Genomic DNA, 18,536 nt, shown 5'->3' on the forward strand with positions numbered 1-18,536 from the left:
TTTGGGTGGATGAGGTGGCGGCGGCGATCGCGGACCCGGTCAGGCGGAGCATTCTGGTGATGCTGCGCGAGGAACGCCTGTCGGCCGGCCAGGTCGCCGAGCGCTTCGCGATCAGCCGCCCGGCCGTCAGCCGCCACCTGCGCGTGCTGCGGGCCAGCGGCCTGGTGCGCGCCGAACTGGCCGGCAGGCAGCGCTTCTACACCCTCGATCCCGAGCCGCTGGCGGAGCTGGCGACCTGGCTGGCCGCCTTCGGCCGCCCGTCCGGCTGGGAGCAGCGCTTCGACGCGCTGGAGACCGAGGTCTACAGAACGCGCCGCGAACGCCGCCCCGCCGGCCCCGCGCAGGAGACGAAGGAGAACACGGCATGACCCCGACCCCCACCGGCAGACTGTTCACCACCGGCGGCAAGAACGACCTCGTCCTGGTCAGGACGTTCCGCGCGCCCATACAGGACGTGTGGGCCAGCCTGACCGAACCCGAGCGCACGGCCCGCTGGTACGGGCCGTGGGAGGGCGAGGCGGGCCCCGGCCGCACGATCAAGGTCAAGCTCCTGTTCGAGGAGCAGACCCCCTGGTACGAGATGCGCATCGACGCCTGCGAGCCACCGAGACGGCTGGCGATCTCCTCGCTCGACGAGTTCGGCGCCTGGCGCATGGAGGCCGCGCTGTCGGAGCATGAGGGGGTGACGGAACTGCGCTTCACCCAGCATCTGGACGACAAGGACGGGATCGGCGAGGTCGGACCCGGCTGGGAGTACTACCTGGACATGCTCGTGGCCGCCCGCGACGGCTCCCCAAGGCCCGACTTCGACGACTACTACCCCGCGATGCGGCCCTACTATCAGGGCCTTTAACGTTCGAGCGCGGCCGCCAGGGCGAAGGCCTCCACCGTGCGGGCGATGTCGTCCGCACTGGTCTGCCAGTTGCACACCGACAGCCGGACGGCGCGCCGCCCGTCGAAGGTGGTGCCGCTCATCCAGGCCACGCCGCTGTCGTTCACCCGGCGCAGGATCCGGTCGGTGGCCCCGTCGTCGCCGAAGCGGAACAGCACCTGGTTGAGCACCACCTCGTTGATCACCTGGCAGCCGGGCACGGCGGCCAGGTGGTCGGCCGCGGCGCGGGCGTGCGCGCAGCTGCGTTCCACCAGGTCGGCGACGCCGCGCCGGCCGAGAAAGCGCAGGGCGGCGTAGACGGGGAAGGCGCGGGCGCGCCGCGAGAAGGCCGGCGTCCAGTCCATCGGCTCGCGCGGCCGCCCCGGCCCGCCCTGCACCAGGTAGTCGGCGGTGACGCTCATGGCGGCGCGGTGGGCGTCCGGGTGGGCGCAGTAGGCCAGGGCGCTGTCGTAGGGGACGTTGAGCCACTTGTGGGTGTCGAACGCCCACGAGTCGGCGCGTTCGGCGCCCTTGACCAGGTGGCGCAGCGCGGGGCTGGCGGCGGCCCACAGGCCGAACGCGCCGTCCAGGTGCAGCCACGCCCCGGCCGCCGCGCTCAGCTCGGCGATGGTCTCCAGGTCGTCGAAGGCGCCGGTGTTGATCTCGCCGGCCTGGGCGCACACGATCGCCGGCCCATCGCCGAGCGCCTCGCGCAGCGCCCGCGTCCGCATCCGCCCCCGGGCGTCGGCCGGGACGACGCTCAGGCTCGCGCGGCCGATGCCGAGCCAGCGCAGCGCGCGGTCGATGCTGGCGTGGCGCCGCTCCCCCACCAGCACCCGGATCGGCGGCGCCGCGGCCAGGCCCAGCTCCTCCACATCCCACCCGGCGGCGGCCAGCACGTGGTGGCGGGCGGCGGCCAGGCAGGTCAGGTGGGCGCTCTGGCAGCCGGAGACGAACGCGTGCGAGGCATGAGCGGGCAGCCCGAGCAGCTCCCCGAGCCAGGCCCCGGCCACCTCTTCGGCCACCGAGGCGGCCGGGCCGCACGCGTACAGGGCCGGGCACTGGTCCCATGCGGTGCTCAGCCAGTCGGCCGCGACGGCGGCGGGCAGCCCACCGCCGATCACGAACCCGAAGTAGCGGCCCGAGGGGATCGCGACCAGGCCCGGCTCGGCGGCCCGCGCCAGGTCCCGCACCACCTCCCACGCCCCGGCGCCTTCGTCGCCGAGAGGGCCGCCGAGCCGGGCGCGCAGCTCCTCGACGGTGGCGCTCGCGCCGACCGGCCGCTCGTCGAGCCGCTCCAGCCAGCCGGTGGCCAGGGCGGCCGTGCGGGTGAGCAGGTCGCTGGTGTTCACGAATGAAGTCCTTCCGTTTGGAGGTGGCTTGCCGGGCAGAACCCTAGAAAGGCGAATCAAGCCCGGTCTTGTACGGGATTGCCACCCTCGATCGACTCCCCCTTCACCTGGGAAAACGTCCTCGTACGATCGAGGTATGAGCGGTACGCGGGTGCTGGTGGTCGAGGACGACGCGGTGATCGGCGCCGAGCTGGTGCAGGCGCTGCGGACCGGCGGTTACGAGGCCGCCTGGGCCCAGAGCGGCGCGGCGGCCGTCCAGGACGCCCAGCGCTCGGCCTTCGAGCTGATCCTGCTCGACCTGGGGCTGCCCGACGCCGACGGGGTGAGCGTGTGCAGGCGGCTGCGCGCCGCCCAGGCCGGCGCGGTGATCGTGGTGCTGACCGCCCGCACCGAGGAGTTCGAGGTGGTCATGGCGCTGGACGCGGGCGCCGACGACTATCTGACCAAGCCGTTTCGGCTGACGGAGCTGCTGGCCCGGCTGCGGGCGCACCTGCGCAGGCAGGCGGCCCCGCCCGAGGAAGGGTCGGTGAGCGTCGGGCGGCTGCGCCTGGACCTGCCGGCCCGCCGCGCCTACATCGGCGGGCGGGAGATGGCGCTGCGCCCCAAGGAGTTCGATCTGCTGGCGGCGCTGGCGGGCCGGGCGGGGCAGGTGGTGACGCGGGAGCTGTTGATGGCCGAGGTGTGGGACGAGAACTGGTTCGGCCCGACCAAGACGCTGGACGTGCACGTGTTCGCGCTGCGCCGCAAGCTGGCCGACCACGGCGAGGACCCTCGGCGGATCACGACCCTGCGCGGGCGCGGCTACCGCTACGAAGCCGACTGAGCCCGCTTCAGGAGCCCGCCTCAGGAGCCTGCGGGCGGCGACAGCAGCAGGCTGAAGACCGGGGGCGAGCGGCGGCGCAGGATCAGGCGTCCCGCCTCGGCCTCGGCCAGGGAGCGGGCCAGGGCCAGCCCGATGCCGTGCCCGTCGCCGGCGGTGCGGCGGGCGAACACCTCGGCTTCCTCTGCGATGCCGGGCCCTTCGTCGGAGACCTCGATCGCGAGCACGTCGCCGACCTCGCTCACATCCACGCTCACCTGGCCGCGCCCGTGGACCAGCGCGTTGTCCAGCAGCACCCGCAGGATCTGCCGCACCGCCGGGGCGGAGGCGGCCACCTCGGGCAGGTCGGGCGGCACATTGATCAGCAGGCGGCGGCCCTGGGCGGCGAGCCTGCCGTGCCAGTCCAGGCGCACCTCCTCCAGCAGGGCGGGCACGTCGAGCGGCTCGGACCCGGTGCGGGTGTCGCGGGCCAGCCCGAGCAGGTCGTCGATGATCGCGTGCAGGCGTTCGCCGCGCTGGAGCGCCGTCTCGATGGCCTGCCTCAGGTCGGCGCCGGAGCGGGCCAGGGCGGAGTCCAGGCCGAGGAGCAGCCCGGTGAGCTGGGTGCGCAACTGGTGGGAGACGTCGGCGCTGAAGGAGCGCTCGCGTTCCAGGACCTCGCCCAGCCGCTGGGCGGTGGCGGCCAGGGCCTGGCCGGCGGCGTCGGCTTCGCTGACGGCCGAGCGCGGCGGCCGTACGGAGAAGTCGCCCTGGCCAAGAGCCTGGGCCGCCTGGGTGAGGTGTTCCAGGGGCTGGGCCAGGCGGGCCGACTGGCGCAGCGCGACGGCCGCGCCCAGGGCGATGGTCAGCGCCGCGAGCGCGGCCATCAGCAGCCAGGCCCGTTCGACGCGCTCGCGCACCTGCTCATACGGGGTGGCCACGCGGACGGCGGCGACGGGGACGCCGTGGGCGGGGACGGGGGCCGTGACGAGCAGGAACCCCGCCTCCACCCCTTCGTGCGGGTGCCCGTCGTCGGCCGCCCGGGCGGCCACGGCCGAGCGCGCGGGGCCGCCGCCGTGCAGCAGGCGGCCCTCCGGGGTGTAGATGCCGACGGTCAGCCCGGCCGGCACCTGGGCGGGCAGCCGGAAGGACCGGCCCGCCTCGATGTCCTCATACGGCAGGGCGGCGGCGATCCAGGTGGCGTCGCGGCTGAGCGCGGCCACCGTCTCGCTGCGGTACAGATCGCTGACGGCGATCGCCAGCGGCACCGCGAACAGCGTGACGATCACGATCGCCACGACGCTGATCGCGGTGAGCACCCGCCAGCGCAGCGACCTGGTGCGCGACCTGCCTCGCATGGCTCCACAATGGCAGGGGCCGGGTAAACAGCCGGCTAAACCTGCCAGGTAAACGCGGCGCTAACCCGGCTCTCACCGGGGGCTGACCGGGCGGCCCCTACCGTGGAGGCCATGAACGCAAGCCGCCGCGTCGCGGGCTTGGCCGTCGCGTTCCTGATCGGCGGCTGCGGGGCGGCCGCCGGGCCCGCGCTGCATCCCGGCGCCGTCATGGCGTCGGTGTCTTCGCCGCGATCCACATACACGGGGGCTCCTTCGGCGCGCTCCACGTCGACCGACGACGGCATTCCGGACGGTACGGTCATGTCGGCCTACCACTCGCAGCGCTGCGCCTATGAGGTGCTGGTGCCCAACGGCTGGGCGCGGATCGATCTGCCCACGGGCGCGAGCTTCACCGACACCCGCAACGCCGTCAGGATCGAGACCAGGGCGGCGCCCGTCCCGCCCACCGTGAACAGCGCCCGCTCCCAGCTCAACGGGGTGGCGATCAGCAGGCTGGGCACGGTGATCAGGAAGGGCGGGCGGGCCATCCTGATCGCCTACCGCATCGACAGCCTGCCCGACCTCATGACCGGCAAGGTCGTCAAGGAGCGCGTCGAGCGCTACACCTTCTACCGCCCCGGCCTTGAGGCGATCTTGACGTTGTGGGGGCCGGTCAGCGCCGACAACACCAGTCCCTGGCGCACGATCTCCGACTCCTTCCACTGGACGGGCTGAGCACGGCCGAGGGCTAAACTGCGCTGTGTGGGAGCCGGGAGGCGGATGTGGCGGGCCGACGACCTCGGCGGCCTGGAGGTCTTCCACGCCACGCTGGACGCCTTCTCCTTCCGGCCGCACGCCCACGAGGAGTACTTCATCGCCCTGACCGAGCACGGCCTGGTCACGCCCACCTACCGCGGGCGGCGGCACGTGGTCGGGCCGGGCGAGCTGATCGTGCTCAACCCGGAGGAGGCGCACGCCGGCGGCCCTCCTGAAGGCATGGCGTGGACCTACCGGGCCCTCTACCCGGGCCCGGAGCTCATCGATGCGGTCATGGCCGGCTTCCCCCGCCCGGCCACGCCCCGTTTCGGCGGTGACGTGGTGCGCGACCGGCAGGTGGCCTCCCGGCTGCGGCGCTTCCACACGCTGTCGGCGCGGGCCGGGACAAGCGCGCTGGAGCGGGAATCCTGCCTGGCCGAGGCGCTGGTGCTGCTGGTGTCGCGGCACGCGCCGCCGCCGCGTGACCCCTGGCCCGCCGGGCGTGAGCGGGCCGCGGTGCGGCTGGCCCGCGAGTTCCTCGACGAGCACGCGCCCGCCAACGTCACCCTGCGGGAGCTGGCCGCGCACGCCGGGCTGAGCGCCTACCACCTGTGCCGGGTGTTCGGGCGGGCGGTGGGGATGACGCCGCACGCCTACCAGAGGCAGGCGCGGGTGCGGCTGGCCAAGGCGCTGCTGCGCGCGGGGCTGGCGCCGGCGCGGGTGGCCGCCGAGGCGGGCTTCTACGACCAGGCGCATCTGACCCGCCACTTCAAGCACGTCGTCGGCATCACCCCCGGCCAGTACCTCAGCGCGGTTGGGGAGCTCCGGCGCCCGCCGGCGCCCGGCCGGTAGGCGGGCAGCCCAGCCGGCGGTATCTGCCGGGGGCCATGCCGTACTGGCGTTTGAAGGCGCCCGCGAAGGCGAACTCCGAGCCGTAGCCGACCGCGCCGGCGATCTCGCTCAGCGCGGCGTCGCAATCGCGCAGCATGCGCGCGGCCGTGGCCAGCCGCCACCAGGTCACATAGGTCATCGGCGGCTGCCCGACGACGTGGGTGAAGCGGCGGGAGAACGCCGCGCGCGACAACCCCGCGCGGCGGCCGAGCGAGGCGACCGTCCACGGGTGGGCAGGATCGCGGTGGACGCCCTCCAGCGCGGCGCCGATGGCCGGGTCGGCCAGCGCGGCCGCCCAGCCCTGTACCGCGCAGTGCTCCAACGACACCTCGAACCAGGCACGCAGGATGTACAGCAGCAGCATGTCCAGCAGCGCCGCCACCACCAGATCGGCGCCCGGCCGAGGATCGCCGATCTCTTTGCCGAGCAGTTCGACGGCGGCGCGCAACTCGCTGTCGCGCCCCAGCGTGGCAGGCAGATGGATCATCGCGGGCAGCCCTTGGAGCAGCGGATGCGCCCGGCTGGAGTCCAGCCGGTAGCCGCCGCAGAGCATCACGGTGACGGGCCCGCTGCCCTCCATGGAGGCCGAGGCGAACAGCTCGGCCTCGGCGTGGGGGTCGCACGCGGGCTCGGCGACGGCGCTTTGCGGCGAGTCGGCCAGCGCGTAGCCGTCTCCGTGGGGGAAGAACAGCACGTCGCCCGTCCCGACCGGGATCGGCTCGCCTTGCGGCGGGATCGCCCAGCACGAGCCCCGCAGCACCACCTGGAAGCCCGCCGAGCCGGGCGCCGAGGCAAACCGCTGCCCCCAGGGCGCCGGCCACTCCACACGCGCCGAGCGCGGCACGCCCATGCGCATGGAGGCGACCACGTCGCTCAGCACGTCCATGCCGCAAATCTAACGCATGAGACGATCGCGTATAAATCGCAGACAAAAGCGCATTGGATGCCTCCTTCGCGGCTCCTATGGTTGACGCCATGACAAAAGTCCTGGTCAGCGGGGCGACCGGCACGATCGGCCGCCCCCTGGTGAACCAACTCAAAGACGCGGGCGCCGACGTCCGCACAGTGACCAGGGAGCTCACCGACCCGGCCGCCCTGCGGGCGGCCCTCGACGGTGTCGAGGCGGTGTTCCTGCTGTGGCCCTTCGCCTCGGCCGAGGGCGCCCGCGAGGTGCTGGAGCTGATCGGGGCGCGGCGGGTGGTCTACCTGTCCTCGGCCGCCGCGCGCCCGCACGAGGTCGAGATCGAGCGCCTGATCGCCGGGACCGCCCGGGAATGGACGGTGCTGCGCCCGCACGCGTTCGCGGCCAACACCCTGCGCTGGGCCGGGCAGGTCCGCGCGGGCGTCGTACGCCAGCCCCGCGGCGATGCGGTCTTCTCCCCCATCCACGAGCGGGACGTCGCGGCCGTCGCGGTGCGCGCGCTGCTTCAGGAAGGGCACCACGGCGCGATCTACACGCTGACCGGGCCCCGGCCGCTGACCCAGCGCCGGCAGGCGCAGGTGATCGGCGCCGCGATCGGCCGGCCGGTGCGCTGGGAAGAGGAGCCCGCGCAGGAGGCCAGGCTGCGGCTGCTCGGGCTGGGCTGGCCGGCGCCGGCCGTCGACGGGATGCTGCGCGCTCTGGCCGAGCCCGGCCCGGCCACCGAGACCGTGCGGGAGGTCACCGCAGCGCCCGCGACCACGTTCGAGACGTGGGCGAGCGAGCACGCCGCGGACTTCCTGGCCACCATGCGGGCCGCCCGCATCCACGCCTACGGCGACGCCTCGGTGATCGCGCTGGAGGAGGTGCCCGTGCCGAAGCCGGGGCCGGGCCAGGTCCTGATCAAGGTGGCCGCCACGTCGTTCAACCCGTCGGAGGCCGGCCTGCGGATGGGCCTGCTGCAGGACGTGCTCGGCCTGACACTGCCGCACACGCTCGGCTGGGACGTCGCGGGCACCGTGGTCACGGGGGCGGGTGACTTCGCCCCCGGCGACCGGGTGATCGGGCTCATCGACGGGGCGGCGGCCGGGTACGCGATCGCCGATGCGAGCATGCTGGCCAGGGCGCCGCAGAAGATCGCGCTGGCGCAGGCGGCCGCCGTGCCGGTGGCCGGGCTCACCGCCTGGCAGGCGCTCTTCGAGCATGCCCGCATCGGCCGCGGCAGCCGGGTGCTGATCAACGGGGCCGGCGGCGGCGTCGGGCTGTTCGCCGTGCAGCTGGCCAAGCACGCGGGCGCGCACGTGGTGGCGACCGCCGGCCCGCGCAGCGCCGCCGCCGTGCGGGCGCTGGGCGCCGACGAGATCGTCGACTACACCAGCGCTCCCCTGCCGGGCGGCAACGACGTGCTGATCAACCTGGTGGCCGACGTGCCCGCCTCGGTGACGCGACTGGCCGAGCGGTTCGTCTCGATCACCCGGCCGATCGAGCATCCGCGCGCCGTCCACTTCGTGGCCCGCAACGACCCGGGCCAGCTGGCCGAGCTCGTGGCGCTGATCGACAAGGGCGTGGTCGGCGTCCAGGCGGACGTCCGCCCGCTGGAGGCCCTGGCAGAGGTGCACCGGGCCGCCGAGCGCGGCCTCGTCCGCGGAAAAGTCATCGTAAAGGTGGAAACATGATCAAAATCGGTTACCGCGGCCCCAGCCTGGCCAGCGTCAGGGCGCACCCGAACAGGACCACCCCGGCCGCGACCGTCATCCACCGGTAGTCGACGACGGCCACCAGGGCCGCCCCGGCCGCGATGGAGGCCATCTGCGGCAGCGTCGTGGCGAGGTTGGCGGCCGCGGCCACCCGCCCCTGCAACCTGGCCGGGGTGAGCCGCTGCCGCGTGGTCACCATCGCGACCATCAGCCAGGGGATCGCCAGCCCGGACATCGACAACCCCGCCACCGCGAACGGCAGCAGCGCCGCTGCGGCCAGGTCGGCCGCCAGCGCCACGCAGGCGGCGCCGAGCAGCGCCAGCGCGGCCGCGACCGTGGCGGCGGGCCCCAGGCGGCGCAATATCAGGGCGGCGGTCAGGCCGCCCACGATGCTGCCGCCCCCTTGGACGCTCATCAGCACGCCGAAGAACGCCGCATCCATCCCCAGCCCCTTGTCCACGACCTCGAACAGCACCGAGTCCAAGACGCCGATGACGCCGAACGCCGCCGCGCTCACCCCCACCATGCGCCGCAGCAGCGGGACGCCGCGCACGTGGGCCAGCCCCGCGGCCGTCTCCCGCCACCAGCCGTCGCCGGAGCCGCGCGGCGGCGGCGCGGATTCGCGTGCGCGGACCGTCGCCAGCACCGCCGCCGTCAGCACCAGGCATCCGGCCACGCCGGCGGCCAGGGCGGCGCCGCCCCACGCCGCGTACAGGGCGCTGCCCAGGACCGGGGACAGGACGCGCAGCCCCTGGTCGACGGTGGTCAGCAGGCCGTTGGCCGTATCGAGGTGGCGGGCGGGCAGCATGTCGCGCACCAGACCGGTCTGGGCGGCGGCGTTGACCAGGCCCAGGCTTCCGTACGCGAAGGCCACCACGTACAGCAGCCATAACTGCCCGGCGCTGTGCACGGCCGTCAGCGTCGCGGCGACGGCGGCGCCGGCGAGGTTGGCCCAGACGAGCAGCGGCTTGCGCTCGACCTTGTCGGCGAGCAGGCCGATGAGCGGGAACAGCAGCACCGGGGCGGCCAGGGCCAGGAACATCAGGCCGGCCGCGCCGCTGCTGCCCGTCAGGTCCTTGGCCCACACGCCGAGCGTCAGATACAGCGCGCTGTCGGCCAGGTTGCCGATGCTCCAGCCGCCCAGCAGGCGGCGGAACGGCCGGCCGGCCAGGACCTCTCTCACCGCCGGCCCGTCGGCGGCGTCTTCGGCGTCTCGGGTGTTTCCGGTGTTTCCGGTGGCAGGTAGGCGTGGTGGAACAGCCGGACGGGGCGGCCGCCGGGCGGGCGCGTGCCGGGCTGCTGCCAGCGCTGGACGTAGGGGGTGATCAGCGCGGTGATGGCCTGCCCGAGCTGTTCGGCCTCCTCGGGTGTGAGCCAGAGGGTGGCGCCGCCGTTGTGCAGCCTGCCCTGCCACGGTTCGGGCACCCCGGCCGCGGCGGCGGCTTTCATGCGGGCGTGCTCCCAGTCCAGGAAGGCCTGGCTGAGGGCGGTGGCCGCGGATCGGCCGTCCTCGTCGGGCTGGGCGGAGTCCCAGGTCTGCTCGATGTCGGCCAGCTGCCAGGGCCGGTCGCGGGCGTTCCCGGCGGGGACGCGTTCGATGTAGCCGTGGGTGGCCAGGACGCGCAGGTGGAAGGAGCAGTTGGAGGGGCTTTCCCCGGCCAGTTCGCCGAGCCGGGTGGCGGTGGCGGCGCCGTGGACGGCGAGCAGTTCGAGGAGCTGGATGCGCAAAGGGTGGGCCAGGGCGCGCATCGCCTTCGGATCCTTGATCTTCACCCGCCTGAGCCTAAACTCGAAAGAACTCTTTCGCAACAACTCTTTCAAATCAGCTCGCCCGCGTGATCCGCGCAGGCCGGTTCGGGCCCGCTTCAGCGTTCTTTCAGCGTCCTTTCAGCGCTACCGGCAAATCTTGGCGTGCCATCAGGTGGAGCCGTTGTAGCGTGATCAGCGCGTATCCCCCGGATACGCAGCGGAAAATCTCTGGATGATCACCAACGTCACGGCGGCACATGCACGACACATCCGCGCGCCGGCGGTGCTCGCCCTGATCGGGCTGGGACCGAACCTGCTCCCGCCGCTGCCGCCCGGCACGCTCGCGGCACCCGGGACCGGCGTGGCGGCCATCCTGGCAGGCTCGCGGCGCTGACTTTCGTACGCCGAGCCATCGCGTCGATGACGGTCTTTCCCGCCCACGTCGGCGACGCCGCAGGAGCGAAACACACACCAGGAGGAATATCCATGGAGGAGGCGCTGGAAGAGCGGCGTGCGCAGCCGCCGGACGGCGATCCGCCCGAACCGTTCCCCGGGCTCCAGGCACCGGGTTCGGCAACCACGATCGGGCAGCTGGGGCGGCAGCTGAGAAAGACCCTGATCCTCCTCGTCGTTCCTGTGGGCGTGATCACGGCGACGCTGGTGGCGCTGTGCGGGCTGATCGCCGTCCTGATCCTCAGAGAGCGTGGCCTGATCCTCGACGATCAGATCGCGCCGTTCGAGCCTTGGCCGGCTTTCACCGTCACGTACGTGACCGCGGCCTTGCTGATCGCCCACCTGGCCATGGTCGCGATGGTGGTGACCATGGTGGCGGGCTCGCTGCTGGGCCGCCGCGTCTGCGCGGGACAGGCGTTGCGCACGGTGCTGCGACGCTCGGGCGCGCTGCTGGTGCTCTTGGCCGTCTTCGTCGCCGCCGCGGCCGCGCTGGCGGGCCTGGCCGCCGCCATCGGAGCCGGACGGTGGGGGCCGGTGGCGGGGCTCGTCATCGCCGGTGTGCTGTCGCTGGCATTGTGGCGGCTGCCGCTGGCCGTGCCGATCGTGATGCTCGAACACGTCGGGCCGCTGCGGGCGTGGGCCCGGGTCAGGGAGATGACCTGGGACAGAACGGCGCGCATGTTCTGGAGCGTGCTGGTGACGGTGGTCCTGATACCGGCCGCCCTCGCAGGCGGCCTGTCAGAGCTGGCCTCACTGTTCACGGGGGTCGAGCGCACCGCGGCAGGGGTCGTGGCGGCAACCGTCTCGGGTACGCTGTCGGCGGTCCTGCAGGGGACGGCGCTGGCGGTGGCGGCGCTTGATCAGACGCGTCCGCGGTTGCGCTACTCCGACTTCAAGCCGCTCGACCCGGCCGCGGTGGCCGGCCGGCTTCCCGCCGGCGCTCCCGCGCCGAAGGCGAGGCGGGCGCGGGCGCTGGCGACCGTGCTGGCGCTCGTGGCACCTGGACTGCTTTACGGGGGATATCTCCAGATAAATCCTGACAATCTGCCGGCCCTCTCCGAGCAGCCGATCGTGCATAGACCGGGCTACTTCGACAAGCCTGCCCTGGTGGACGACGGCACGCTGATGCTGACGACATACGACGAAGCCAGGCTCTGCTCTGACCGGGAATGCAGCGAAACAGCCCCCTTGCCGCGCCTGACCAGTGACTTCCGCTATTCGACACCAGTGGTGACCCTTCCGGACCAATCGCGGGTCCTGGTCCGATGGGAGGGTGAGTATGGTGGAGATGCGACGCTCAGGTTGACACGATGCGAGACGGAACGCTGCACATTCCCCGATGAGGCCCCGGCCATCACCACGAGTTCGCAGCCTTCCCTCGGCACCGCCGCAGCCGTCTCCGGCTCGGGCATCCTCATCGCGGTTCCGATCAGCTCAGGGCGCCGAGACTCCGACACCTTACGGCTGCTGCGCTGTGACGACATATCGTGCGACACCCCCCGTCTCCTGGCCGAGGCCGTGCTCGCGAAACCAAATGCGGAAGGCTTTGAGTCGGTCGCCGTCGCCACAGGTGCGCGAGGACGCCCCGTCGCCGCCTACGAAGACCGAACCACCGGCGCCATCACCCTGATCAACTGCGATGACGCGAACTGCGGCAACCGCGTGACACGACAACCGGTAGGCCCGGCCTCCTTCGTCAGCGACAAGGAGAAAGACGATCTCATCCGTCGCGCGAGTTATTCCAGCGGCGTCGGACTTGTCGTCCCTCCAGACGATCGTCCACTCCTCGTCCACCGGGACTTCAAGACCGGAGCCGTCCGGCTGGTGCGCTGCCGAACCGCTGACTGCGGCGCGGTCGACACCCTCACTCTCACCGGAGCGAGCCCCAAGCTGGATGTGGCGAAGCTGAAACTGGGCACCGACGGGCTTCCCCTGATCGCCACCTTCGACATACCTCGCAAAAGGGCCATCCTGATCGTCTGCGACGTTCCCGACTGTTCCCGTCGAGACACCGTGGACCTCGGCGCGTACGACACATCACATCCCGGCGAACTCGACATGGCCGTGGGGCAGGACGGACGACCACGGGTGCTCTGGAACTACAGAGGGATTACCGGCCATCCGAGCCCCACCGGCACCTACCTGCTGACCTGTCGTGACGCGCGCTGCAGGTGACAGCACTGAGCGGAGCGATGGCCGTCCCGGCCATCATTCCTCGTCCCCGTCCGCGCGCGAGTCGTGGACGGGGCCGGGTCGGAGCGTGTCGTCGTTCGTGTCCGTCACCTGTTCGAGCAGGACGTTCAGGCGCTGCAGAACGCGTAGCCGTGCGGGGTTGCAGAACTCCACCACTGCGTGTGCCATCGCGTTTCCGGCCAGTTCGGCTCCCAGCGGCGAATCCGCCATCGGATCGATTGACCACAGGTACTCATCCCGCATCCTGCGGATCACCGGCAGCATTCGCTCGGCAAGCCGGTCGAGCGTGGCATCGTCGGCGTCCGCCGGAAGGGCCTCGAACTCGTCATCGGTGTCGTCACGCACGGCGATGATCCGACGGAATTCCATGCCCCAAGGGCACAGCCAAAACGGGCCCAGAGGCATCACGCGCGCCCAAGCGCGGCATCCAGGCACGGGGAGCGGAGAACGGCAGAAGTCGGTACGTCGGGGCTGCGCGCCAGCTGTGGCGCTCCTTGACTGTGTCCCAAGGGCACGCTGTTAGCTCGGTGTCACGTCAACCCTTACCTCCGACAAGGGAAAAGTTTATGTCATATCGCAAGACACCGGCCGTCGTCGTGGGTGCCGTAGCGCTGACGCTGCTGCTCGGCGCCTGCGCCGGCGGGCAGGCCGACGCTGCCCAGGCCGGTCGGCAACCCGCCTGGCCCGGCACCGGCCTGGACGGCTTCTACGGGCAGAAGCCGGCGTTCAAGCCATGCGATCCGCAGTTGCCGCCAGGCGTGCCGGCCGTCAAGGCCGAGTGCGCGCGGCTCAAGGTGCCGCTCGACTACCGCGATCCGAAGGGCAGGCAGGCGGAGATCGCACTGCTGCGCGTGCCCGCGCGCGGGAAGGATCCGATCGGGTCGCTCGTGCTGAACCCCGGCGGTCCCGGCTTCCCCGGGACCGGGCATGCGGCCCTGACCGCCGCCGTGTGGGCGGCATCGCCGGTCACCGAGCGCTTCGATCTGGTCGGGTTCGACCCGCGCGGCGTCGGCGCCTCGACCCCGGCGCTCGACTGCTACACCGACGCCGAGCGCGACCGCGGCGCCAAGTTCTCCTCGATCCCCGCCGGCATCGACGACTGGACCAGGAAGGAGACCCGCCGGCTCGTCGAGCAGTGCGCCGAACGTTCCGGCGGCAAGCAGGTGCTCGCCCACGTCGGCACCCGCGACGCCGCGCGGGACATGGACGTGCTGCGCCAGGCCCTGGGAGATGACAAGCTCACCTACGCGGGCACCAGCTACGGCACCCGGCTCGGCGCCGTGTACGCGGAGATGTTCCCGAAGAAGGTCCGCGCGCTGGTGCTCGACGGGGCGATGGACCCGCTGAAGGGCACCCATGAGCGACGCGTCCAGCAGGCCACCGGAATGCAGGGCTCGTTCGAGCGCATGGCCGCCTCGTGCGCCACCAAGCAGGACTGCCCGCTCGGCACCGACCCCGGCCGCGCCACCAAGGTCTTCCAGAAACTCCTCCGGCCACTGATCGACAAGCCCGCCCGGACGTCCGACGGGCGCGGGCTGACGTTCGAGCAGGCGGTCGAGGGGGTGACGGCCGCGATGTACAGCAAGGCGAGCTGGCCCACCGCGATCGCGGGCATGGCCGAGTTGGAGGCCGGCAAGGGCGACACCCTGCTGAAGCTGCGCGACGGCTACCACGGACGGACCGCCGACGGCCTCTACCCCGGCTCGCTGGAGGCCACGCTGGCGATCAACTGCCTGGACGAGGAGCGCCACACGCCCAAGCAGGAGAGCGCGCTGAACCGGGCTTGGTATGAGGCGGCACCGTTCTCCGACCCCGGCCGCCCGTTCAAGCAGGCGCGCGACGGCTGCGAGCAGTGGCCCGTCAAGCCGACGCTCGGCTACCCTTACGCCACCGGCATCGAGGGCCTGCCCGACACGCTGACGGTCTCCGTCACGGGCGACCCCATAACGCCGCACGAGGGCGGCATCAACCTGGCCAAGACGCTGGGCGGCAGCCTGCTCACCGTCGAGGGCGAGCAGCACGGCGCCCTCCTGACCACCAACGCCTGCATCAACAAGGCCGTGGCCACCTACCTCATCGACCTCAAGTCCCCGGCCGAAGGCGCCCGGTGCAAGCTCTGAGCCCGGGTACGGGCACATCGAAGCAGGCCCACCAGGGCAACGGCGGCTCGCTCTCACCGTCCTTCCGCTCTGGAGCCCGCCCCGCCGTCCCAGGCGACCTCGAGGACCGCGGGCGCGACACGCTGGGCCCGGTCGAGGGCGCGGGCGGTGCGCTCGCGGACATCGCGGAGAGCGCCCAGGTCGCCGGCACCCAGTTCGGCGCCGGTCAGTTCGCGCGCCTCGGCGAACCGTTCGGCCTGCATCTTCGGCCAGGCACGCAGGCCGGCGGGAGTGACCAGCAGGTTGCCTGCCGCCGGATGGGTGTTCACCAGGCCGAGGGGCAGCGGTTCCCCCGTCAGCAGGCCGGAATCACTAACGGCACTAATGGCAATCCATGCGCTTGACCCATTAGGTCGTCGATCGCTATAACTAATGCATTGCGCCTCATCGCACCCGACCACCCCGGCTTCGGGCACACCGAGGCCCCGGACGACTTCACCTACTCGGCCCCCCACTCGGGTCCGTGCCACCACCCGCAAAGTAACGCTTAGTAACTACTGTCACTTTGTGTGTTCGCGCGATCGACCGCTCCGGGCCCTGCCGGACCGCAGGATGCTGAGCTTGTTCATTGCGGGAGAGGCCGGGCAGGCTGCCCGTGCCGGGCTTTCCCGGTACGTGATTCTCAGAAATGAGGGGTTCTGACACGCCGCACCACCCCGCCCGGTGGTGTCCGATTCGTCCCCCGCCGTCGTTCTCATAACCTCTCGCAAAACCGTGTTCTCACCGCCTTCATCGCCGCCGGTCTGCTCGCGCCCGGCGACAGCCGACGCTGATGTCCTGTCGGGGCGAGGTTATTTCACTGCACGTCAAGCTTGGCGTGGCCGCTGTGGCAAGACGCCGGCGAGCACCGTGGTCACGAGCTTGTTGACGGTGGCCGTGCTCGGCGGGTCTGGGTCGCGGTCTGCGAACAGGAGATGCCCGCCTCCGACCAGGGACAGGGTGATTGAGTCGATGTCGGCGTCGGGCGCGATGCGGCCCATGTCGCGCTCATCGATCAGGTAGGCGGAGACCGCGGTCGTGACCTGGGCGAGGATCGCGATGCCGCCTCCGGGTTCGGCTTGCCGCAGCCGGGCGCGCAGTTCGTCCCGGAAGGTGATGAGCGGGATGATCGCCACCGGAACCGGTCCGAACAGGGTGGTCAGCGCGCTGGTGAGGTTGTCGCCCGCCGGCTGCGCCGTGCTCGGCATCGAGCCGGATGCGCGGATGGCCGACCTCGCGCAGGCCCGCGGCCTGCGGGTCGAGGTGGCGAGGTTCGAAGCCTGGGAGCCGACTGGCCGAATGTTCGACGCGTTGATCGCCGCCCAGTCGTGGCACTGGGTGGATCCCGTCGCCGGCGCCGTGAAGGCGGCCCAGGTGCTGCGCCCGAACGGGCGTCTGGCGATCTTCGGGCACGTATTCGAACCGCCGGCCGAGGTGGCCGAGCCCTTGGCCGCGGCTTTCCGGCGGGTGGCACCCGGCTCCCCGTTCGGCGATCAGCCGGCGCGACGTCCACTGGAAATGTACCAAGCGGGGTACGCGCAGATCGCCGACAAGATCCGCGAGACCGAGCGGTTCAACGACCCGGAGCAGTGGCGATTCGACTGGGAGCAGTCCTACACCCGCGACCAATGGCTGAACCTGCTGCCCACCACCGGCGGCCTCACCCGGCTTCGTCCCGACCAGCTGGCCGAGATACTGGACGCGGTCGGGGACGCCATCGACGCTCTGGGTGGCCGCTTCACGATGCACTACACCACTCTGGCGACCACCGCCGTCCGCGCCGGCACCCCTTGATCCGCTGCCGCACCGTCGCGCGTTACCCGTCTGGACCGCATGATCGGCGAGATCGAGAAGGACGAGGCCGAAGAAGCCGATGCGAGCTGACAACACCCATCACGTCGCCGCCGCCCGGCGCCGAGCCGAGCAGACCCGCCAGCGAGCCGTCGCCGCGCTGCGGCGCATGGACGCCGCCGGCCAGCACGTCACCTTCGATGCCGTCGCCCGGCAGGCCAACGTGTCTCGATCATGGCTCTACACTCAGGACGATCTGCGCGCCGAGATCGAACGCCTGCGCAGCCGCCACCCCACCGCACACCCGGCGAGAGTGCCCCCCCACAACGACAACAGGCATCCGATGCCTCGCTGCTTCGCGTCTGGAGGCGGCAACTACCCGGATCCGGAAGCTGGAGGCTGACAATCAACGACTTCGAGACGCCCTTGCGCGAGCGCTTGGGGAGCGTCGTACTGCCGAAGTCCTCGGCCAGACGATCAGCCCAGCCAGCAACCCGAAGCTCATCGGACCGTGCTGAGGGCCCTGCTGTCTTGCGCGGTCAGTGGACGGTTGGCGAAGTAGATCTCACTCCGAGCAAAACTGTCACAGCCGGGTGGCAGGCTCCCTCCATGTCTGTTCATGTCGCCAACCGCCGCCGCACCACCCTCCACCGAGACTTCCCCGATGCACTGATTCTCGATGTGACATCACGGGCAGCCGAGCCCTGGATTCGCCTCAGCCCGTTCTACCCGCACGGCGGCATCCCGGTGCCCGGCCATCCGGACCGAACCTCACGGTCCGTCGAAGGCGTCTGGCAAGCGTTGAAGGTGTTCGCCACCGAACAGGAGGACTTCACCAAGCTGGACATCACAACTATGAAGGGGATCAAGCGAACGGTCCGACGACTCGGCCTGCCGCTCGGTCACCGGCTCGACGGGCGCCTACTCGGCTACGAGGAAGCCAGGCGGGTACTCTACCTGCCGACCTACCGCTGGATGCTCGACCATCGAACCCTCGAACTCATCGACGAGCTCCGCGAACTCAGCAACCACCGGACCGTCGTACTGCTCGACTACACGACCAACGCAGACGTAACGAATCTCTCGACACCACTGTCACACGCGGCACTCATCTCTGCCGGCGATCGGCTTCTCGCCGCGGTTCGTCGAGCTGGCCCGGGCCGGGGCCGAGCGGGTTCGGACGGCCCGGATCGTCGGCGATGAGGCGGATGCCGACACCGCGAGAGCTCGACAATGAGCACCGAGCCCATCAAGCCCTGGACCAGGCGGCTCCACTACGTGCCGTTCCGGATCCGATCATCGATCCAGCCGGAATCGTCAACCTGAACGTAAGCCGACGAGACCGGCTCGGTGGCGTCCTCCACGAATACTCGCGGCCCGCTGAACTCCGGTCCGGAGGACTGGTAAAGGCCGCTCTTTTTGAAGCGGCAAACTGAGGATCACTCATTTCATCGGGCATGGCCGAAAAAAGATCTTGGCAAAGATCGCTCCTTGTGGGCGCCTCTCATCGGCAAGGGGTGGCCGACTGCGGCCAGTCGAGAACTTTCCGTAAGTGTCCTATTTACATCTATTCGCCGACAAGTCACTCTA

General features: G+C 71.4%; 20 protein-coding genes. 12 read left to right on the forward strand and 8 right to left on the reverse strand.

What is annotated here, in order from left to right; translation table 11 throughout:
• Nucleotides 1-5 precede the first annotated feature (5 nt).
• Entirely contained in the window at nucleotides 6-368 is a 363-nt protein-coding gene (locus tag ACFOY2_RS44275) for a metalloregulator ArsR/SmtB family transcription factor (RefSeq protein WP_379534149.1), read from the forward strand.
• The gene (locus tag ACFOY2_RS44280) at nucleotides 365-853 is read left to right on the forward strand and encodes an SRPBCC family protein (protein ID WP_379534150.1); all 489 of its coding nucleotides are present in this window, start codon (nucleotides 365-367) and stop codon (nucleotides 851-853) included. Before ACFOY2_RS44275 ends, ACFOY2_RS44280 begins: the two co-directional genes overlap by 4 nt.
• Here the strand turns inward: ACFOY2_RS44280 and ACFOY2_RS44285 are convergent.
• The gene (locus ACFOY2_RS44285) at nucleotides 850-2,223 is read right to left on the reverse strand and encodes a pyridoxal phosphate-dependent decarboxylase family protein (protein WP_379534151.1); all 1,374 of its coding nucleotides are present in this window, start codon (nucleotides 2,221-2,223) and stop codon (nucleotides 850-852) included. The genes ACFOY2_RS44280 and ACFOY2_RS44285 overlap by 4 nt on opposite strands.
• 136 nt (nucleotides 2,224-2,359) lie before the next feature.
• On the opposite strand from ACFOY2_RS44285, the gene ACFOY2_RS44290 reads away from it, so the two are divergent.
• On the forward strand, nucleotides 2,360-3,046 hold the full coding sequence (locus ACFOY2_RS44290; protein WP_379534152.1) for a response regulator transcription factor: 687 nt from the start codon (nucleotides 2,360-2,362) through the stop codon (nucleotides 3,044-3,046).
• A 20-nt stretch (nucleotides 3,047-3,066) separates the two neighbouring features.
• Here the strand turns inward: ACFOY2_RS44290 and ACFOY2_RS44295 are convergent, their stop codons facing one another.
• Nucleotides 3,067-4,380, reverse strand: coding sequence for a sensor histidine kinase (locus ACFOY2_RS44295; protein ID WP_379534153.1), 1,314 nt, complete (start codon nucleotides 4,378-4,380; stop codon nucleotides 3,067-3,069).
• A gap of 111 nt (nucleotides 4,381-4,491) precedes the next feature.
• Here ACFOY2_RS44295 and ACFOY2_RS44300 point away from each other — a divergent pair, with 111 nt between their 5' ends.
• Together ACFOY2_RS44300 and ACFOY2_RS44305 are read left to right on the forward strand one after the other, a co-directional pair.
• Entirely contained in the window at nucleotides 4,492-5,094 is a 603-nt protein-coding gene (locus ACFOY2_RS44300) for a hypothetical protein (protein WP_379534154.1), read from the forward strand.
• Nucleotides 5,095-5,121: 27 nt separating this feature from the next.
• Nucleotides 5,122-5,967: an AraC family transcriptional regulator gene (locus ACFOY2_RS44305; RefSeq protein WP_379534155.1), complete on the forward strand. Its 846-nt coding sequence runs from the start codon at nucleotides 5,122-5,124 to the stop codon at nucleotides 5,965-5,967.
• Here the strand turns inward: ACFOY2_RS44305 and ACFOY2_RS44310 are convergent.
• Entirely contained in the window at nucleotides 5,921-6,892 is a 972-nt protein-coding gene (locus ACFOY2_RS44310; RefSeq protein WP_379534156.1) for an AraC family transcriptional regulator, read from the reverse strand. The two genes, ACFOY2_RS44305 and ACFOY2_RS44310, sit on opposite strands and share 47 nt — an antisense overlap.
• A gap of 89 nt (nucleotides 6,893-6,981) precedes the next feature.
• On the opposite strand from ACFOY2_RS44310, the gene ACFOY2_RS44315 reads away from it, so the two are divergent.
• On the forward strand, nucleotides 6,982-8,601 hold the full coding sequence (locus tag ACFOY2_RS44315; RefSeq protein WP_379534157.1) for an alcohol dehydrogenase catalytic domain-containing protein: 1,620 nt from the start codon (nucleotides 6,982-6,984) through the stop codon (nucleotides 8,599-8,601).
• Nucleotides 8,602-8,611: 10 nt separating this feature from the next.
• Here ACFOY2_RS44315 and ACFOY2_RS44320 read toward each other — a convergent pair whose 3' ends face one another.
• Together ACFOY2_RS44320 and ACFOY2_RS44325 are read right to left on the reverse strand one after the other, a co-directional pair.
• A complete protein-coding gene (locus ACFOY2_RS44320) occupies nucleotides 8,612-9,805 on the reverse strand; it encodes an MFS transporter (RefSeq protein WP_379534158.1) in 1,194 nt (397 codons plus the stop codon).
• Nucleotides 9,802-10,395 (reverse strand): winged helix-turn-helix domain-containing protein, encoded by a 594-nt coding sequence (locus ACFOY2_RS44325; RefSeq protein WP_379534159.1) that lies wholly within the window; start codon nucleotides 10,393-10,395, stop codon nucleotides 9,802-9,804. Before ACFOY2_RS44325 ends, ACFOY2_RS44320 begins: the two co-directional genes overlap by 4 nt.
• 208 nt (nucleotides 10,396-10,603) lie before the next feature.
• Here ACFOY2_RS44325 and ACFOY2_RS44330 point away from each other — a divergent pair, with 208 nt between their 5' ends.
• Together ACFOY2_RS44330 and ACFOY2_RS44335 are read left to right on the forward strand one after the other, a co-directional pair.
• Complete coding sequence (locus tag ACFOY2_RS44330) at nucleotides 10,604-10,765, forward strand: hypothetical protein (RefSeq protein ID WP_379534160.1); 162 nt, start codon at nucleotides 10,604-10,606, stop codon at nucleotides 10,763-10,765.
• A gap of 92 nt (nucleotides 10,766-10,857) precedes the next feature.
• Nucleotides 10,858-12,999: a hypothetical protein gene (locus ACFOY2_RS44335; protein WP_379534161.1), complete on the forward strand. Its 2,142-nt coding sequence runs from the start codon at nucleotides 10,858-10,860 to the stop codon at nucleotides 12,997-12,999.
• A 33-nt stretch (nucleotides 13,000-13,032) separates the two neighbouring features.
• On the opposite strand, the gene ACFOY2_RS44340 is transcribed toward ACFOY2_RS44335, so the two are convergent.
• Nucleotides 13,033-13,362, reverse strand: coding sequence for a hypothetical protein (locus ACFOY2_RS44340; protein WP_379534162.1), 330 nt, complete (start codon nucleotides 13,360-13,362; stop codon nucleotides 13,033-13,035).
• A gap of 221 nt (nucleotides 13,363-13,583) precedes the next feature.
• Here ACFOY2_RS44340 and ACFOY2_RS44345 point away from each other — a divergent pair, with 221 nt between their 5' ends.
• Nucleotides 13,584-15,137 carry an alpha/beta hydrolase gene (locus ACFOY2_RS44345; RefSeq protein WP_379534163.1) on the forward strand — a complete coding sequence of 518 codons (1,554 nt, stop codon included), beginning with the start codon at nucleotides 13,584-13,586 and terminating at the stop codon, nucleotides 15,135-15,137.
• A gap of 53 nt (nucleotides 15,138-15,190) precedes the next feature.
• Here ACFOY2_RS44345 and ACFOY2_RS44350 read toward each other — a convergent pair whose 3' ends face one another.
• Together ACFOY2_RS44350 and ACFOY2_RS44355 are read right to left on the reverse strand one after the other, a co-directional pair.
• A complete protein-coding gene (locus ACFOY2_RS44350) occupies nucleotides 15,191-15,445 on the reverse strand; it encodes a hypothetical protein (RefSeq protein ID WP_379534164.1) in 255 nt (84 codons plus the stop codon).
• Between the two features lie 537 nt (nucleotides 15,446-15,982).
• Complete coding sequence (locus ACFOY2_RS44355) at nucleotides 15,983-16,291, reverse strand: hypothetical protein (protein WP_379534165.1); 309 nt, start codon at nucleotides 16,289-16,291, stop codon at nucleotides 15,983-15,985.
• On the opposite strand from ACFOY2_RS44355, the gene ACFOY2_RS44360 reads away from it, so the two are divergent.
• From ACFOY2_RS44360 to ACFOY2_RS44370, 3 genes are all read left to right on the forward strand, one after another.
• Nucleotides 16,281-16,949 carry a class I SAM-dependent methyltransferase gene (locus ACFOY2_RS44360; protein ID WP_379534166.1) on the forward strand — a complete coding sequence of 223 codons (669 nt, stop codon included), beginning with the start codon at nucleotides 16,281-16,283 and terminating at the stop codon, nucleotides 16,947-16,949. The genes ACFOY2_RS44355 and ACFOY2_RS44360 overlap by 11 nt on opposite strands.
• Nucleotides 16,950-17,028: 79 nt before the next feature.
• Nucleotides 17,029-17,349, forward strand: a complete 321-nt coding sequence (locus tag ACFOY2_RS44365) for a DUF6262 family protein (protein WP_379534167.1) — start codon at nucleotides 17,029-17,031, stop codon at nucleotides 17,347-17,349.
• Nucleotides 17,350-17,555: 206 nt separating this feature from the next.
• Nucleotides 17,556-18,149 carry a DUF6939 family protein gene (locus ACFOY2_RS44370; protein ID WP_379534168.1) on the forward strand — a complete coding sequence of 198 codons (594 nt, stop codon included), beginning with the start codon at nucleotides 17,556-17,558 and terminating at the stop codon, nucleotides 18,147-18,149.
• Nucleotides 18,150-18,536 lie beyond the last annotated feature (387 nt).

The sequence above is a fragment of the Nonomuraea purpurea genome (assembly GCF_042650645.1).
GTDB classification, from domain to species: Bacteria; Actinomycetota; Actinomycetes; order Streptosporangiales; family Streptosporangiaceae; genus Nonomuraea; species Nonomuraea purpurea.

Excerpts from the sequence above, each read along its gene's own strand:
- ACFOY2_RS44280 (WP_379534150.1), top strand. The coding sequence starts at position 365 with ATGACCCCGACCCCCACCGGCAGACTGTTCACCACCGGCGGCAAGAAC.
- ACFOY2_RS44290 (WP_379534152.1), top strand. The coding sequence starts at position 2,360 with ATGAGCGGTACGCGGGTGCTGGTGGTCGAGGACGACGCGGTGATCGGC.
- ACFOY2_RS44295 (WP_379534153.1), bottom strand. The coding sequence starts at position 4,380 with ATGCGAGGCAGGTCGCGCACCAGGTCGCTGCGCTGGCGGGTGCTCACC.
- ACFOY2_RS44300 (WP_379534154.1), top strand. The coding sequence starts at position 4,492 with ATGAACGCAAGCCGCCGCGTCGCGGGCTTGGCCGTCGCGTTCCTGATC.
- ACFOY2_RS44310 (WP_379534156.1), bottom strand. The coding sequence starts at position 6,892 with ATGGACGTGCTGAGCGACGTGGTCGCCTCCATGCGCATGGGCGTGCCG.
- ACFOY2_RS44315 (WP_379534157.1), top strand. The coding sequence starts at position 6,982 with ATGACAAAAGTCCTGGTCAGCGGGGCGACCGGCACGATCGGCCGCCCC.
- ACFOY2_RS44330 (WP_379534160.1), top strand. The coding sequence starts at position 10,604 with ATGATCACCAACGTCACGGCGGCACATGCACGACACATCCGCGCGCCG.
- ACFOY2_RS44335 (WP_379534161.1), top strand. The coding sequence starts at position 10,858 with ATGGAGGAGGCGCTGGAAGAGCGGCGTGCGCAGCCGCCGGACGGCGAT.
- ACFOY2_RS44345 (WP_379534163.1), top strand. The coding sequence starts at position 13,584 with ATGTCATATCGCAAGACACCGGCCGTCGTCGTGGGTGCCGTAGCGCTG.
- ACFOY2_RS44360 (WP_379534166.1), top strand. The coding sequence starts at position 16,281 with ATGATCGCCACCGGAACCGGTCCGAACAGGGTGGTCAGCGCGCTGGTG.
- ACFOY2_RS44365 (WP_379534167.1), top strand. The coding sequence starts at position 17,029 with ATGCGAGCTGACAACACCCATCACGTCGCCGCCGCCCGGCGCCGAGCC.
- ACFOY2_RS44370 (WP_379534168.1), top strand. The coding sequence starts at position 17,556 with ATGTCTGTTCATGTCGCCAACCGCCGCCGCACCACCCTCCACCGAGAC.